This is a genomic window from Streptomyces sp. NPDC086077 (assembly GCF_040686175.1).
Lineage (GTDB): Bacteria > Actinomycetota > Actinomycetes > Streptomycetales > Streptomycetaceae > Streptomyces.
On sequence record NZ_JBFBJT010000004.1, the window covers coordinates 85,341 to 100,199 of the forward strand.

The following is a 14,859-nucleotide window of genomic DNA, read 5'->3' on the forward strand; positions in this document are numbered from 1 at the left end:
AGGGAGCTCTCATGGACGGGCGACAAGCTCATGGACATGACCGAGAGCTTCCGCCGCGACGGCGAGTACGAGACCTACGGAAACCCGTACCAGGGCGGGCAGCGGCACGCCCCCTCTCCTGTCGACCCCGAGTGGCCGCCTCCGCCCGCGTCCCCGCCGCAGCAGCACCCGTCGGCGCTGCTCGCCGAGCCCGTGGCCGCACCGCCCAGGGCGAGGAAGCGCAGCCGCGGAACCGGAGCGCTGCTGGCCGCCGTGGCGATCGTCGCCGCGGCCGTCGGCGGCGGCACGGCCTACGGCTTCCAGGAGCTGACCGGCGGCGACACGGTGGCCTCCTCCAGCACCAGCACCGACGTCGTGCCGTCGAGCCAGAAGGGCACGGTCGCCGGCGTGGCCAGGGCGGTCAGCCCGAACATCGTCGAGATCAGCGCCGCCACGAGCGCCGGGTCGTCCACCGGTTCCGGTGTGATCATCACCGACGACGGCGAGATCATCACCAACAACCACGTGGTCTCCGGCGCCTCCCAGGTCAAGGTGACCACCAGCGACGGCAAGGAGTACACGGCCGACGTCGTCGGCACCGACAGCAGCAAGGACCTCGCCCTGATCAAGCTGGAGAACGCCTCCGGGCTGACGGCGGCGACCCTCGGCGACTCCGACGGCGTGCAGGTCGGCGACGAGGTCGTGGCGATCGGCTCGCCCGAGGGCCTGACCGGCACGGTGACGAGCGGCATCGTCTCCGCGCTGGACCGTGACGTGACCGTCTCCACCGAGGAGGGTCAGCAGCGACAGCAGCCGGGCGGCGGCTGGCCGTTCGAGTTCGACGGCAGGAAGTTCAACGGCGACACCGGGTCGTCCACGACGACGTACAAGGCGCTCCAGACCGACGCGTCGCTCAACCCCGGCAACTCCGGCGGCGCGCTGATCGACATGAACGGCAACATCATCGGCATCAACTCCGCGATGTACTCGGCGGCGGGCTCGTCGTCCGACGCGGGCAGCGTGGGCCTCGGCTTCGCGATCCCGGTCAACACCGTCAAGGCCGACCTGGTGAAGCTGCGGGCGGGGGCGACGGACTGAGGCCGGCGGACCGACCGCCGTCCGCGAACATGCGACGCTGGCAGCGTCAGCCTCCGTCTCCACCGCACCCAAGGAAACCCGAGCCATGAGCCCCGTCGAAGGCGACCGTGACCCCCAGCGCATCCTCATCGTCGACGACGAGCCGGCGGTGCGCGAAGCACTCAAGCGCAGCCTCGCCTTCGAGGGGTACGACACGGAGGTGGCGGTCGACGGCGCGGACGCGCTGGAGAAGGCGTCCGCCTACCGGCCCGACCTGGTCGTCCTCGACATCCAGATGCCCCGCATGGACGGCCTGACCGCCGCGCGCCGCATCCGGGGCACCGGGGACACCACGCCCATCCTGATGCTGACGGCGCGCGACACGGTCGGTGACCGGGTGACGGGTCTGGACGCCGGGGCGGACGACTACCTGGTCAAACCCTTCGAACTGGACGAGCTGTTCGCCCGGATCCGCGCGCTGCTGCGGCGCAGCTCCTACGCCGCGACGGTGGCGGCGGCCGGTGCGCGGGAGGACGAGGCGCTGGTCTTCGCCGACCTGCGCATGGACCTCGCGACGCGGGAGGTGACGCGGGGCGGGCGGCCGGTGGAGCTGACGCGCACGGAGTTCACGCTCCTGGAGATGTTCATGGCCCATCCGCGGCAGGTCCTCACCCGGGAGCAGATCCTGAAGGCGGTGTGGGGCTTCGACTTCGAGCCGTCGTCCAACTCCCTGGACGTGTACGTGATGTACCTGCGCCGCAAGACGGAGGCGGGGGGCGAGCCGCGGCTCGTGCACACCGTGCGAGGTGTGGGCTACGCGCTGCGGCAGGGCGGCGCGGAGTGAACACGGTGACCCGGCGCTTCCGCGCCCTGCCCATCCGCTCCCGGCTGGCGCTGCTGGTGGCGGCGGCGGTGGCGTTCGCGGTGGCCGCGGTTTCGGTCAGCTGCTGGTTCATCGTGCAGGGGAAGCTGTACGGGCAGGTCGACGACGACCTGAGGAAGGCGTCGATCAGGATGCCCGGGCAGCTCCAGGACGCCCTCGACAACTGCACCGAGACCCCGTACGGCACGGGGCTCTTCCGCAACAGCTACTCCCAGCTGGTCCAGGAGGACGGAACCGTCTGCATCCTCCAGGACTCCCCGGCAACGGTGAAGGTCAACCAGGCCGACAAGGACAAGATCAAGGACGGCAACACCCACGACCTGTACTTCCGCAACGGCGCCGCCAGGGACGGCACCGACGTGCGGGTGCTGATCCGGCCCCTGGGCGCCACCACCACGGCCACCGGGGAGAGCGGACCCAACGTCGGACTCGTCGTCGCCGTGTCCCTGAAGAGCACCCAGGAGACCCTCAACGACCTCGCCCTGCTGCTTCTCCTCGTCTCCGGCGTCGGCGTCATCGGCGCGGGAGCCGCCGGCCTCGCGGTCGCCCGCGCCGGCCTGCGCCCCGTCGACAAGCTCACCGAAGCCGTCGAACACGTGGCCCGTACCGAGGACCTGAACGTCCGCATCCCCGTGGAGGACGACAGCGAGGACGAGGTCGCCCGGCTCTCGCGTTCCTTCAACTCCATGACCTCCGCGCTGGCCAGCTCCCGCGACCTGCAGCAGCAGCTCATCGCGGACGCCGGTCACGAACTCCGGACACCGCTGACCTCCCTGCGCACGAACATCGAACTGCTCACCCGCAGCGAGGAGACCGGCCGCCCCCTGCCCGAGGCCGACCGCAAGGCGCTGCTCGCCTCGGTGAAGGCCCAGATGACGGAACTCGCCGCGCTGATCGGCGACCTGCAGGAGCTGTCCCGCCCGGACACCGACCAGCAGTCGGGAAAGGCACAGGTGATCGCCCTGCACGACACCGTCGAGTCGGCCCTGCGCCGCGCCCGCCTGCGCGGCCCGGAGCTGACGATCACGGCCGACGTGCGGCCCTGGTACGTACGGGCGGAGCCGTCCGCGCTGGAGCGGGCGGTGGTCAACATCCTGGACAACGCGGTGAAGTTCAGCCCGGAGGGCGGCACGATCGAGGTGGTGCTGAACGACGGCGTCCTCACCGTCCGCGACCACGGCTCCGGCATCCCCGCCGACGAACTCCCCCACGTCTTCGACCGTTTCTGGCGTTCACCTTCCGCCCGGGCACTGCCCGGCTCCGGCCTCGGCCTGTCCATCGTGGCCCGTACGGTGCAGCAGTCGGGCGGCGAGGTGACGCTGAGCCCGGCACAGGGGGGCGGCACGGCGGTGACGGTACGGCTGCCGGGGGCCCCGACCCCGCCACCCGAGGTGCCGTAGGCGCCGACGTGCCGCCGGGCGGCGCCGCGCTCAGTTCTCGCCGACCGCCAGCCCGGAGCCCGTCAGCCGGATCCGGATCCCGTCCTTCTCCACCCGCACGTCCCGCAGCCGCAGCTCTCCCTGTTCCGGCTCGGGCAGTTCGAAGGCGAGGGACAGCCGGTCGGCGAGGACCGGGCGGGTGAGCCGGGGCAGCACGTCGAGGAGGTCGGGTTCGAGGCCCAGTCGGCTCAGTACCTCGGGGTGGTCCAGCGCCAGGTCGACGAGGTTGAGGCGGACGGCCTGCCGGGCGAAGCGCGTCGAGCCGGTCAGCTGTGCGAGCTCGCCGTCGTCGGCCAGCGCCTCGCGCACGGCGGAGTCGGGCACGCCGAGCCGCTCGACGACGGCCGGGACGGACAGCAGCGCCTTCGCCTTGCGGGTCTCCCGGGCGAGGCCGGCGGCCGCCTTCGGCGTCAGGTGCAGTCCCTCGGAGGCGCGGGTGCCCGGGCGGTACGTCGCCAGGTCGCCGATGTCCAGGCGCATGCCGCCGATGTGCGTCGCGATGCCGCGCTCGCCCTGCCGCCGGATCTGTGCCTCTGCCCGCAGCCGCAGGTCGTGCCCGGCGACCGGCAGTCTGCCGCTCGCCCGCACCCGGTCGCGGCCTTCACCGGTGAACGTCACCTGGGACGCGCCGAGTTCACGGTTGAGGTCGGCGAACGAGAGCAGGACGTCGCCGTCCAGCCGGGGAACCCGGGCGCCGCGCACCGCGGTCGGGCCGTCGGCCGTGAGCGTCACGTCCCGCGCGGTGGCCGACACCCGGGCCAGCGAGACCCGGTCGGCGGCGACGTCGGGGACGGTCAGCCGTACCGCGTCCAGGCGTTTGTCACCGAGCTGGGTCAGGAAGGGGAAGCCGTCGATCTCCACCTCGGGGGCCGCGGCCAGCTGCAACCGGTCCCGCAGGGTGTCCGCGGCACGGTGCTCGGCGTAGCGCACCGCCCAGCGGTCGGCGAGGGTGAGGAAGGCCGCGCCGGCCAGCAGGACCACCGTCGCCTTCAGGGCGAACGGCAGCCCCGCGAACCGGCCGCGCCGCCGTCGGCGACGGCCGCCGCGGCGGTGGTTGGGCGGGGCCCATGGTTCGTCCTCCTCGGGCTGGTCGAGACCCGGGAGGTCCGTCGGGGGATGCGTCAAGATGTGGTGGGGGGTACGCATCGATCCATCCGAACATGCGTACCCGCCCCACCCGCAACCTGAATCGGAGGTGTGCGACCCAGTTCACTGCGGACTCCCGACAGCGGTGAACTGGTCGCGGTCCCTCCCGCTACCGCAGGACCGTGATGCGGTCCGCCGCCGGCGGCGCGATCGGGTTCGTCGCCGAGGAGTTGGCCGTGAGGTACTTCTCCAGGGCCGTCAGGTCGTCCTCGCCGACGAGGTCGTTGGTGCCCTGGCCCAGCGTCGGGAAGCCGTCGCCGCCGCCCGCGAGGAAGCTGTTGCTCGCGACACGGTAGACCGCGGACGGGTCGATCGCCGCGCCGTTCAGCCTGATGGAGTCCGTGACCACGCGGTCGGCGCCGCTCTTGGTCAGGTCCAGGGTGTACGTCAGCCCGGCGGACGGCTGGAGCACCTTCGGCGCGGCCTCGTTGGCCCCGCTGACCTGCTCCTTGAGGACCTGGATCAGCTGGGCACCCGTGAGGTCCTGGAGGTTGACGGTGTTGGCGAACGGCTGGACCGTGAAGCCCTCGGCGTACGTCACCACGCCGTCGCCCTCGCCTCCCTTGGCCGCGTAGGTGAGCGGCGCGCGGATGCCGCCGGGGTTCATCAACGCCACGTCGGCCTCCGGGTCCAGCTCCTTGCCGTAGGCGAGCTGGGCGTCGGCGATGAGGTCACCGAGCGGGGACTCGGTGCCGGTGCTGGTGATGTCGGCGGAGATGTGGCCGATGGCGCGGTTGCCGATGGGCGCGGCCAGGGTGTTCCACCGGTCGATCAGGCGGGTCATGTCCGGCGCCTTGGGGACGTCCCGGGTGACCACGTGGTTCGCCGACCGCACGGCCGTACGGGCGATGTCACCGGTCCACCGGTCGTACGTCAGCGTCGTGTCGGTGTAGAGGCGGCCGAAGGAGGACGCCGAGGTGACCATGCGGGGCTGGCCCGCCGGGTCGTCGATGGTGCAGACGTACGGCGCGTGGGTGTGGCCGGTGACGAGCGCGTCGACCTGCGGGGTGACGTTCTTGGCGATGTCGACGATCGGACCGGAGACGCCGTCGCCCGCGCCCGGGGAGTCGCAGTCGTAGTTGTACGCGGTGCCGGCCGGGAAGCCGCCCTCGTGGATCAGGGCGACGATGGACTTCACGCCCTGCCGCTGGAGGACCTTCGCGTACTTGTTGATCGTCTCGACCTCGTCCTTGAAGGAGAGGCCCTTGACGCCCTCGGCGGAGACGATGTCCGGGGTGGCCTCCAGGGTCACGCCGATGAAGCCGACCTTGACGCCGTTCTTCTTCCACACCCAGTAGGGCTCGAGAAGGGGCTTCTTCGTCTTCTCCTCGATGACGTTCGCCGCGAGGTAGGGGAAGTCGGCGCCCTTGAACTTCTTGTCCGTGTAGCAGCCCTCGGTGGGGTGGCAGCCGCCGTTCTGGAGGCGGCCCAGCTCCTCGGCGCCCTCGTCGAACTCGTGGTTGCCGACGCTCGTCACGTCCAGGTCGAGCTTGTTCAGCGCCTCGATGGTGGGCTCGTCGTGGAAGAGGCCCGAGATCAGCGGGGAGGCGCCGACCATGTCGCCGCCGGCCGCGGTGATCGAGTACCTGTTGCCCTCGCGGGCCTCGCGCAGATGCGTCGCGAGGTACTCGACGCCACCCGCGTCGATGGTCTTCGTGGTGCCGTCGGGCTGGAGTTCGGTGACGCGGCCGGAGGAGCCGGCCGGCGGTTCGAGGTTGCCGTGCAGGTCGTTGAAGGACAGCAGCTGCACGTCCTGGTAGCGGCTCGGCCCGTGACCGCCGTGCCCGCCGTGGTTGTCGTGGGCGCTCGCGGTCGACGGCAGCGCGGCGGCCAGCGCGCCGACCGTGGTGAGTCCGGCGGCTGCGGCGAGCAGGCGGGTCGTACGTCGTCTGCGGTGTGGCTGAGGTGTGGCCGGCATGTGCTCCCCTGTGGTCTTCTCAGGCCTTTGTTCGATCGGCCGAAGCCTAGAGTCAACGCGCGTAGCGGCACAGGGGGTTCAGGGTTACATCCTGGTATCCACAGACGTTTTCCCGTGCTTTCCCCCCTCTGCTCCCCGTACCGCCACTTTGCCGCGCCCGCCCCGTACCCTCATAGGCATGACCAGCGACGACAGCGCACGGCCCGGCGGCCCCCTCTCCCGTTCCCTCGAGACCCGCGCCGCGCTCGCCCCGGAGCAGACCGAGGCCGTCCTCGACCTGCTCGCGACGGCCGCGCGCACCGATGGCCAGCAGGCGGTGTCCGAGCAGGGCCGGCTCCAGATCCGCGGCGGCGCCCGGGAGGGCGTGTCCCATCTGCTGCTCACCGCCGGGGACCAACTCGTCGGCTACGCCCAGCTGGAGGACACCGACCCGGTGGAGGCGCCGGCCGCCGAACTGGTCGTCCACCCCGCGCACCGAGGCCATGGACACGGCCGTGCCCTCGGCTCCGCGCTGCTGGCCGCGTCCGGCAAGCGGCTGCGGGTGTGGGCGCACGGCGGCCACGCCGCCGCCCGGCACCTCGCCCAGGTGCTGGGACTCACGCTCTTCCGCGAACTGCGCCAGATGCGGCGGCCGTTGACCGGTCTCGACCTGCCCGAGCCGGTGCTGCCGCAGGACGTGACCGTGCGCACCTTCGCACCCGGACAGGACGACGCGGCCTGGCTGGCCGTCAACGCCGCCGCCTTCGCCCACCATCCCGAGCAGGGCTCGCTCACCCAGCGGGACCTCGACGCCCGCAGGGCCGAGCCGTGGTTCGACCCGGAGGGCTTCTTCCTCGCCTTCCGCGGCGACGAACTCGTCGGCTTCCACTGGACGAAGGTGCACGCCGAGGAGCAGCTCGGCGAGGTGTACGTGCTCGGTGTCGCGCCGGGCGCGCAGGGCACCGGACTGGGCAAGGCGCTCACCTCGATCGGCCTGCGGCATCTGGCGGCCCAGGCGCTGCCGACGGCGATGCTCTACGTCGACGCCGACAACAAGGCGGCGGTGGGCGTGTACGAGCGGCTGGGCTTCACGACGTACGAGACGGACCTGATGTACCGCACCGAGACCTGAGAAATATCGGCGCATAATCCCCCGAGGGGGGCGGCGATCTTGACGCCGCCCCCACTCGTACACCACCCTTTCACTACTCAATTAGTGAAAGGGTGGTGTACGAGTGGTCGAATACCGCATCGACCGGCGCAGCGGCGTCGCCACCTATGTCCAGATCGTCCAGCAGACCAAGCAGGCACTGCGGCTGGGCCTGTTGCAGCCCGGCGACAAGCTGCCGACGGCCCGCGAGGTCGTCGAGGCCACCGCCATCAACCCCAACACCGTCCTGAAGGCCTACCGCGAACTGGAGCGCGACGGCCTCGTCGAGGCGCGGCGCGGTCTCGGCACGTTCGTACGGCGGTCCCTGGGCGCGGCCCCGGCCGACTCCCCGTTGCGGGCGGAGCTGGTGGCGTGGGCCGAACGGGCGCGCACGGCTGGGCTGGAGCGGGAGGACGTGGAAGCGCTCTTCGCCGCCGTGCTCGACGAGCAGTACTCGGCACACCGGCAGCACGAGGGGGACCAGGCATGACCGACACCGCCGTCGAGGCGGCCGCGCTGGGCAAGAGGTTTCGGCGCAGGGGGCGGCAGGCGCTGGAGTCCTGCACCTTCCGGTTGCCGGCCGGTTCCGTCTGCGCCGTCATGGGCCCCAACGGCGCCGGCAAGTCGACCCTGCTCGCCCTCGCCGCCGGGCTGAGCGCGCCCACCGAAGGCACGCTCACGGTGCTCGGCGGCACCCCCGCCCAGTCCCGCGAGCGCCTGGCGTACGTCGCCCAGGACAAGCCCCTGCACCCGCAGCTCACCGTCGGCGAGACCCTGCGCCTGGGCCGCGAACTCAACCCCCGGGTCTGGGACGCGGCCGTCGCCGAGCGGATCGTCGCGGACGGCGACCTGCACCCGGACGAACGGATCCGCACGCTCTCCGGCGGCCAGCGCAGCCGGGTCGCGCTCGCCCTCGCGCTCGGCAAGCGGCCCGCGCTGCTGCTGCTGGACGAGCCGATGGCCGACCTCGACCCACTCGCCCGGCACCAGCTGATGGGCACGCTGATGGCCGACGCCGCCGAGCGCGGCACCACGGTCGTGATGTCCTCGCACGTCGTCGCCGACCTGGAGGGCTCCTGCGATCACCTTCTGCTGCTCGGCGCAGGACGCGTCCGGCTGGCCGGGCCGCTGGACGACCTGCTCGCCGCGCACACCCTCGTCACCGGCCCGGCGAGCGGCGACCTCGGCCCGCACACCGTCGTCGAGTCCCGCACGACCGGCCGCCAGCTCACCGCCCTGATACGCGCCCGGGGCCCGGTCGGCGCCGGCTGGGAGACGGCCGAGCCGTCCCTGGAGGAACTGGTGCTGTCCCATCTGCGCTCCGCCGAGGCACCGGAACTCCGCCTCGACGTCCCCGAGGAGGCCGTCGTATGACCGCCGTGACCGTTCCCGCGCGCGGTGGCCGTCCGCACGGCCTGACCTGGGCGATGCTCCGGCTGCACCGCTCGGCGCTGTGGTTCTGGGTGCTGCTGGTGACCGTCGCCGCGGGCGCCCTGCTGTGGGCGTACCACCCCAGCGCGTACGACGCGGTCGAGGAGTACCGCCGGTTGAACTGCCCCGGGCCCGGTTCGGACGTGTACTGCGACTCCACAGGCCCCGCCTACCAGCGCTACAGCACGCTCATGGACGTCGGCGGCGGACTGATCACCCTCGTCCCGCTCCTCACCGCCGCCTGGGCCGGCGGCGCGCTGATCGGCCGCGACCTGGAGAACGGGACGGCCCGGCTGGCCTGGACGCAGTCCGTCACGCCGGCCCGCTGGCTGGCCGCCAAGCTCGCGGTCCCGGCGGCACTGCTCGTCGCCGGCACGACCGTCCTCGCGCTGCTGCACCGGCTGGCCCTGACGGCCGAGGGCCCGGAGCTGCGCGAACTGGGCTGGCACGACGTGTACGCCAACAGCTCCTACCTCGCCACCGGCACCCTGGCCCCCGCCTACGCCCTGCTGGGCCTGGCGGTCGGCGCCCTCGCGGGCCTGCTCCTGGGGCGCAGTCTCCCGGCACTCGCCACAGGCGCCCTGGGCCTGCTGGTCCTCTCGTCCGCCCTGTCCACCCTGCGACCCCACCTGTGGCCGGTCCGCACCCTGATCGGCCGGAGCGGCCACCCCGAGCAGCCCGGCATGCTCGTCGACGAGGGCGCCCTCACGTCCACCGGCGCCCGCGTCAAGGACCCCCTCTGCACGGACGACCTCAGCTGCCTCACCGAACACGACGTCACCGGCTTCTACCGCGACTACCACCCCCCGGCCCACTTCTGGCCCCTCCAACTGACGGAAACAGCCGTCGTCCTCGCCTTGACCGCCCTGACGGCCGTGGCCGCCTTCCACCTCCTGAAACGCCGCATGCCCTGAGCGTGATCGCACAGTGGTGCGCACCCGGGAAGCGACGGACCCGGTGGTGCCCACCGCGATGACCCGACGGAAACCGCCGGGTCCGTGACGTCCGCCGCTGCCGGAGCCGCAAGGGCTGCAAGGGCTGCGGAGCCACGACGGCCCGTGACGCCGGACAGGACGCGGACACCGAGGCACCGGGGCGCGAGGCCGGCGAAAGGCACCGCTGACACCAGACCGTGGAGCGCGCCCGCCGGACCCGCCAAGGCCCCGGCCCGCCGTCGTCCGGAAGCATGATCAGGACGTGGACACCAAGGCACCGGGGCGCGAGGGCCACCGAGAACGCGACATCCGCGACAAGTCGCCGCCGACACCGGAGCCACGAACACGCGGACCCCGGCGCACCGAAGCGCCCGCGCAGCAGGGCGGCCAGGGCGCCGAGGCACCGGCCCGCCGGGCACGCCGTGTACGCGGACATCACGCAGGCCGCCGGCGCCGACGGGGACGACGGCCGTCGGCCGTCGCGCGCGCCGCGGCCAGCGGACCACCGCCCCGCCAGGCCACCCCGCAGCCCCGCCTGTGCATGATGGCCGTCAGGGACTCTCGCGTCGGGCCACCCGCCGACGTCGGACCCCGGGGAGCCGCCCCCCGCTATCCCGCACGTCATGTCTCCGTAACCATCGATTCAGCCAGGCTTGCGACGCTCGGCCAATGACGCCCGCCGTGCCAGAGCCTTCGCCGCCCCCCGAGGGCCTCGCGGGCAACGGGGCCCCGGTGATCCCCCCCGCCCGCTCCGACGCGCCCGTTTCGCCCCAGGCGCGGAAGAATGGGTTCATGAGTCAGCAGAACGCCCCGGCAGAGGTCCAGCACGCGCAGCCCTCCGTGGGCTCCATCGCCGCGCACCGGCCGCACACGGTCTCGGCCACCGTCTCCGACCTGGAACCCGACCTCGACGCCGACCTCGATGTCTACGAGGAGACGACGGTCGACGGCGTCCAGCTGCCCCAAGGCCGTTTCCTCGACAGGGAGCGCAGCTGGCTCGCCTTCAACGAGCGGGTTCTCGAACTCGCCGAGGATCCGAACACGCCCCTCCTGGAGCGCGCGAACTTCCTCGCGATCTTCGCCAGCAACCTGGACGAGTTCTTCATGGTCCGGGTGGCCGGACTGAAGCGCCGTATCGCCACCGGCGTCGCCACCCGCTCCGCCTCCGGCCTGCAGCCGATGCAGGTTCTGGAGATGATCTGGGCCCGCTCCCGCGAGCTGATGGCCCGGCACGCCGCCTGTTACCACGAGGACGTCGCCCCCGCGCTCGCGGAGGAGGGCATCCACCTGGTCCGCTGGAGCGAGCTGACCGAGAAGGAACAGGCCCGCCTGTTCACCCTCTTCCGGCACCAGATCTTCCCGGTCCTGACCCCCCTGGCCGTGGACCCCGCGCACCCGTTCCCGTACATCTCCGGCCTCTCCCTCAACCTGGCCGTCGTCGTACGCAACCCGGTCAGCGGCCACAGGCACTTCGCCCGCGTCAAGGTGCCCCCGCTGCTCTCCCGCTTCCTGGAGGCCGCCCCCGGCCGGTACGTCCCGCTCGAGGACGTCATCGCCGCGCACCTCGAAGAGCTCTTCCCCGGCATGGAGGTGCTGGAGCACCACGCCTTCCGGCTGACCAGGAACGAGGACCTGGAGGTCGAGGAGGACGACGCCGAGAACCTGCTCCAGGCCCTGGAGAAGGAGCTCATGCGCCGTCGGTTCGGCCCGCCGGTCCGCCTGGAGGTCGAGGAGTCCATCGACCGCGAGGTGCTGGACCTGCTGGTGCGCGAGCTGAAGATCGGCGAGGCCGAGGTCTACCCGCTGCCCGGCCCGCTCGACCTCACCGGCCTGTTCCGCATCCACCGCCTGGACCGGCCCGAGCTGAAGTACCCGAAGTTCGTCGCCGGCACGCACCGCGACCTCGCGGAGGTCGAGTCCGCGTCCGCGCCCGACATCTTCGCCGCGCTGCGCGCGAGGGACGTCCTGCTGCACCACCCGTACGACTCCTTCTCCACCTCCGTGCAGGCCTTCCTGGAGCAGGCCGCGTCCGACCCCGACGTCCTCGCCATCAAGCAGACCCTGTACCGGACCTCGGGCGACTCCCCCATCGTGGACGCGCTGATAGACGCCGCCGAGTCCGGCAAGCAGGTGCTCGTCCTGGTCGAGATCAAGGCCCGCTTCGACGAGCACGCCAACATCAAGTGGGCGCGCAAGCTGGAGGAGGCCGGCTGCCACGTGGTCTACGGCCTGGTCGGCCTGAAGACCCACTGCAAGCTGTCGCTGGTGGTCCGCCAGGAGGGCGACACGCTGCGGCGCTACAGCCACGTCGGCACCGGCAACTACCACCCGAAGACGGCCCGTCTCTACGAGGACCTCGGCGTGCTCACCGCCGACCCGCAGGTCGGCGCGGACCTGTCCGACCTGTTCAACCGGCTCTCCGGCTACTCCCGCCGGGAGACCTACCGCCGGCTGCTGGTGGCCCCCAAGTCGCTGCGCGACGGCCTGATAGCGCGGATCAACAAGGAGGTCCAGCACCACCGTGCCGGACGGCCCGCCTACGTCCGCATCAAGGTCAACTCGATGGTCGACGAGGCCGTCATCGACGCCCTGTACCGCGCGTCCATGGCAGGTGTCCCGGTCGACGTCTGGGTCCGCGGCATCTGCGCGATCCGGCCGGGCGTGACGGGCCTGTCGGAGAACGTCCGGGTCCGCTCGATCCTCGGCCGCTTCCTCGAACACTCCCGGGTCTTCGCCTTCGGCAACGGCGGCGAGCCAGAGGCGTGGATCGGCAGCGCCGACATGATGCACCGCAACCTCGACCGCCGTATCGAGGCCCTGGTGCGCGTCGTCGACCCGGCGCACCGCGCCGCACTCAACCGGCTCCTCGATACCGGTATGTCCGACTCCACCGCTTCCTGGCACCTGGGCCCGGACGGCGAGTGGACCCGGCACGCGGTGGACGCGGACGGCGGGCCCCTGCGGAACATCCAGGAGATGCTCATAGACGCCCGGAGGCGCCGGCGTGGCACAGCAACACCTTGACCCGACGGACCCGGTGGCCGGGACGGTGACGGGAGACGCCCTCGCGCGTTACCTGCGCGCCCAGGCCACGGAGTTCCTCCGTGCACTGCGGCAGCACCGGGAGACCGGTGCGGGGTCCGGCAACAACGGCACGGAGGAGACCGTCGACGCGGCGCGAGCCCTGCGCCGCTCAGCCCGCCGCATCAGCGGCAGCCTGCACACGTTCCGTCCGCTGCTGGACACCGACTGGTCGGAGGGCATGCGCCCGGAACTGGCCTGGCTCTCGGGCACCCTCGCCCTGGAGCACGCCTACGCGGCCCGCCTGGAGCGGCTGCTGCAGGCACTGCACCGGCTGTCGGGCGCGACCTTCCCGGCCCAGTCGGTGAACGCGGCCGCGGCCGGAGTGGCCACGGGCGGTCGCGCCGTCGGCGGGGCACGGGTGGCCGCGGGGGCACCGCCCACCGCCGGTCCCCCGACGACTCCGGAGCGCGGCAACCTCACGGTCGGCGCGGCCAAGGCGGGCGCCCTGCTCGAACGCCAGCTCACCCTCGCCCGGACCCGGGCGCACTCCAGCGCCCTGCGGGCCCTCGGCTCCTCCCGCTTCCACGCCGTCGCCGACAAGGTCGCCGTACTGGCCAGCGAGGTCCCGCTCACACCCGCCGCGGCCGGCGCCGACCTGCGACCGCAGGCGGCGGCGGCCCATGAGCGCCTCACCGACGCGGTGGCCGCGCTGCCCCTGGTCACGGCGGGCCATCCGTACAACGCGGCGGCCTTGACCCACGGCCTCTCCCCGGACCCCGTCCCGCACCCGCAGGACGCCCCCTGGCACCAGGTCCGCCTCCTGCTGCGGCTGCACCGCTACGCCCGCGAGGTCCTGGAGAGCGCGAACGCCCCGGTCGACGTCCGCCTGCTGACCGCCGGACAGGCGCTCAACCGGCACCGCGACGCCTCCGAGGCGGCAGCGGCGGCCGCAGCGGCGGCCCGCACGCCCCGCATCGCACCCGCGACGGCGTACGCGCTCGGCGTGCTGCACGCCGACCAGCGGCACGAGGTGGAGGCGGCCAGGTTCGAGTTCCAGCAGTCGTGGGGCGTGAACAGCCGTTGACCGGTACGAAGGACAACACCCCGGTCCAGGCGGCCGGCTGCGTACTGTGGCGCCGCTCCCCTGTCGCCGAGGGCCTGGAGCTCTGCCTGGTCCACCGCCCGAAGTACGACGACTGGTCCCACCCCAAGGGCAAGCTGAAGCGTGGTGAGGACCCGCTGGCGGGCGCGTTGCGCGAGGTCGAGGAGGAGAGCGGCTACGCCGCCGAGCCGGGCGCCGAGCTGCCCACCGTGCACTACATGGCGAACGGCCGCCCCAAGCAGGTCCGTTACTGGGCGGCCGAGGCCACCAGGGGCGGCTTCACCCCGAACGACGAGGTCGACCGCATCCTGTGGCTGCCTCCCACCGCGGCCCGGCTGCGCCTGACCCAGCCCCGCGACCGCGAACTGGTGGACGAACTCCTGGCGACGATGCGCCACGCCTAGGACGTCCCCGGCGCCCCGCTCAGGGACGCCCGGGCCCCGCGGAGCCGCCGGAACCGTCAAGATCCGGCCACATGCCCCGCCGCGTCCGTCCGGGCCAGGCTCCGCGCCCGGCGCGCGGGCCCACGCCAGCCGCAGACGCAACGGGCCACGCAGAAGGGCCCCTGCTCGACCGTGCTGGTGCGGTGCTCCGGACCGTCCTGACCTGGGCCGAACCGATCCTGCTCTGTCACACCCTCACGCTACCCGGACCAGGTGAACGGCCGGCCAGCCGGGAGTAAGCGTCTTGCACAGACCCGCCCCGGCCGCCCCCGAACACCCCGGCCGAACACTCCCCGCGCACGCCTCCACCACCCCCTGCACCGCGTGACGGCTCTACCTACCCGTCGTTAACC

12 protein-coding genes are annotated in these 14,859 nt (G+C 72.5%); 10 read left to right on the forward strand and 2 right to left on the reverse strand.

The window, feature by feature from the left end; genetic code table 11:
* Positions 1-36: 36 nt before the first annotated feature.
* The 3 genes from AB0O67_RS02205 (at position 37) to AB0O67_RS02215 (ending at position 3,339) form a co-directional block, all read left to right on the forward strand.
* Positions 37-1,077, forward strand: a complete 1,041-nt coding sequence (locus AB0O67_RS02205) for a trypsin-like peptidase domain-containing protein (protein ID WP_365444663.1) — start codon at positions 37-39, stop codon at positions 1,075-1,077.
* An 85-nt stretch (positions 1,078-1,162) separates the two neighbouring features.
* Complete coding sequence (locus AB0O67_RS02210; protein WP_365444666.1) at positions 1,163-1,900, forward strand: response regulator transcription factor; 738 nt, start codon at positions 1,163-1,165, stop codon at positions 1,898-1,900.
* Positions 1,897-3,339 carry a HAMP domain-containing sensor histidine kinase gene (locus AB0O67_RS02215; protein ID WP_365444669.1) on the forward strand — a complete coding sequence of 481 codons (1,443 nt, stop codon included), beginning with the start codon at positions 1,897-1,899 and terminating at the stop codon, positions 3,337-3,339. Before AB0O67_RS02210 ends, AB0O67_RS02215 begins: the two co-directional genes overlap by 4 nt.
* Before the next feature lie 30 nt (positions 3,340-3,369).
* Here AB0O67_RS02215 and AB0O67_RS02220 read toward each other — a convergent pair whose 3' ends face one another.
* Positions 3,370-4,524 (reverse strand): DUF2993 domain-containing protein, encoded by a 1,155-nt coding sequence (locus AB0O67_RS02220; protein WP_365444672.1) that lies wholly within the window; start codon positions 4,522-4,524, stop codon positions 3,370-3,372.
* 109 nt (positions 4,525-4,633) lie between these two features.
* Positions 4,634-6,442, reverse strand: a complete 1,809-nt coding sequence (locus AB0O67_RS02225) for a bifunctional metallophosphatase/5'-nucleotidase (RefSeq protein WP_365444675.1) — start codon at positions 6,440-6,442, stop codon at positions 4,634-4,636.
* A 178-nt stretch (positions 6,443-6,620) separates the two neighbouring features.
* On the opposite strand from AB0O67_RS02225, the gene mshD reads away from it, so the two are divergent.
* The 7 genes from mshD to AB0O67_RS02260 all read left to right on the forward strand — a co-directional run bounded on the left by mshD (position 6,621) and on the right by AB0O67_RS02260 (position 14,467).
* Entirely contained in the window at positions 6,621-7,553 is a 933-nt protein-coding gene (gene mshD, locus AB0O67_RS02230; protein ID WP_365444678.1) for a mycothiol synthase, read from the forward strand.
* Between the two features lie 103 nt (positions 7,554-7,656).
* Positions 7,657-8,061, forward strand: coding sequence for a GntR family transcriptional regulator (locus AB0O67_RS02235; RefSeq protein ID WP_365444681.1), 405 nt, complete (start codon positions 7,657-7,659; stop codon positions 8,059-8,061).
* A complete protein-coding gene (locus AB0O67_RS02240; RefSeq protein WP_365444684.1) occupies positions 8,058-8,945 on the forward strand; it encodes an ABC transporter ATP-binding protein in 888 nt (295 codons plus the stop codon). The genes AB0O67_RS02235 and AB0O67_RS02240 overlap by 4 nt, the downstream gene beginning before the upstream one ends.
* Entirely contained in the window at positions 8,942-9,916 is a 975-nt protein-coding gene (locus AB0O67_RS02245) for an ABC transporter permease (RefSeq protein ID WP_365444687.1), read from the forward strand. Before AB0O67_RS02240 ends, AB0O67_RS02245 begins: the two co-directional genes overlap by 4 nt.
* Before the next feature lie 813 nt (positions 9,917-10,729).
* Positions 10,730-12,961, forward strand: coding sequence for an RNA degradosome polyphosphate kinase (locus AB0O67_RS02250; protein WP_365444690.1), 2,232 nt, complete (start codon positions 10,730-10,732; stop codon positions 12,959-12,961).
* On the forward strand, positions 12,942-14,045 hold the full coding sequence (locus tag AB0O67_RS02255) for a CHAD domain-containing protein (RefSeq protein WP_365444693.1): 1,104 nt from the start codon (positions 12,942-12,944) through the stop codon (positions 14,043-14,045). Before AB0O67_RS02250 ends, AB0O67_RS02255 begins: the two co-directional genes overlap by 20 nt.
* Complete coding sequence (locus tag AB0O67_RS02260) at positions 14,042-14,467, forward strand: NUDIX hydrolase (protein WP_365444696.1); 426 nt, start codon at positions 14,042-14,044, stop codon at positions 14,465-14,467. Before AB0O67_RS02255 ends, AB0O67_RS02260 begins: the two co-directional genes overlap by 4 nt.
* Positions 14,468-14,859: the final 392 nt, after the last annotated feature.

Excerpts from the sequence above, each read along its gene's own strand:
- mshD (WP_365444678.1), top strand. The coding sequence starts at position 6,621 with ATGACCAGCGACGACAGCGCACGGCCCGGCGGCCCCCTCTCCCGTTCC.
- AB0O67_RS02220 (WP_365444672.1), bottom strand. The coding sequence starts at position 4,524 with ATGCGTACCCCCCACCACATCTTGACGCATCCCCCGACGGACCTCCCG.
- AB0O67_RS02250 (WP_365444690.1), top strand. The coding sequence starts at position 10,730 with ATGAGTCAGCAGAACGCCCCGGCAGAGGTCCAGCACGCGCAGCCCTCC.
- AB0O67_RS02240 (WP_365444684.1), top strand. The coding sequence starts at position 8,058 with ATGACCGACACCGCCGTCGAGGCGGCCGCGCTGGGCAAGAGGTTTCGG.
- AB0O67_RS02225 (WP_365444675.1), bottom strand. The coding sequence starts at position 6,442 with ATGCCGGCCACACCTCAGCCACACCGCAGACGACGTACGACCCGCCTG.
- AB0O67_RS02245 (WP_365444687.1), top strand. The coding sequence starts at position 8,942 with ATGACCGCCGTGACCGTTCCCGCGCGCGGTGGCCGTCCGCACGGCCTG.
- AB0O67_RS02205 (WP_365444663.1), top strand. The coding sequence starts at position 37 with ATGACCGAGAGCTTCCGCCGCGACGGCGAGTACGAGACCTACGGAAAC.
- AB0O67_RS02210 (WP_365444666.1), top strand. The coding sequence starts at position 1,163 with ATGAGCCCCGTCGAAGGCGACCGTGACCCCCAGCGCATCCTCATCGTC.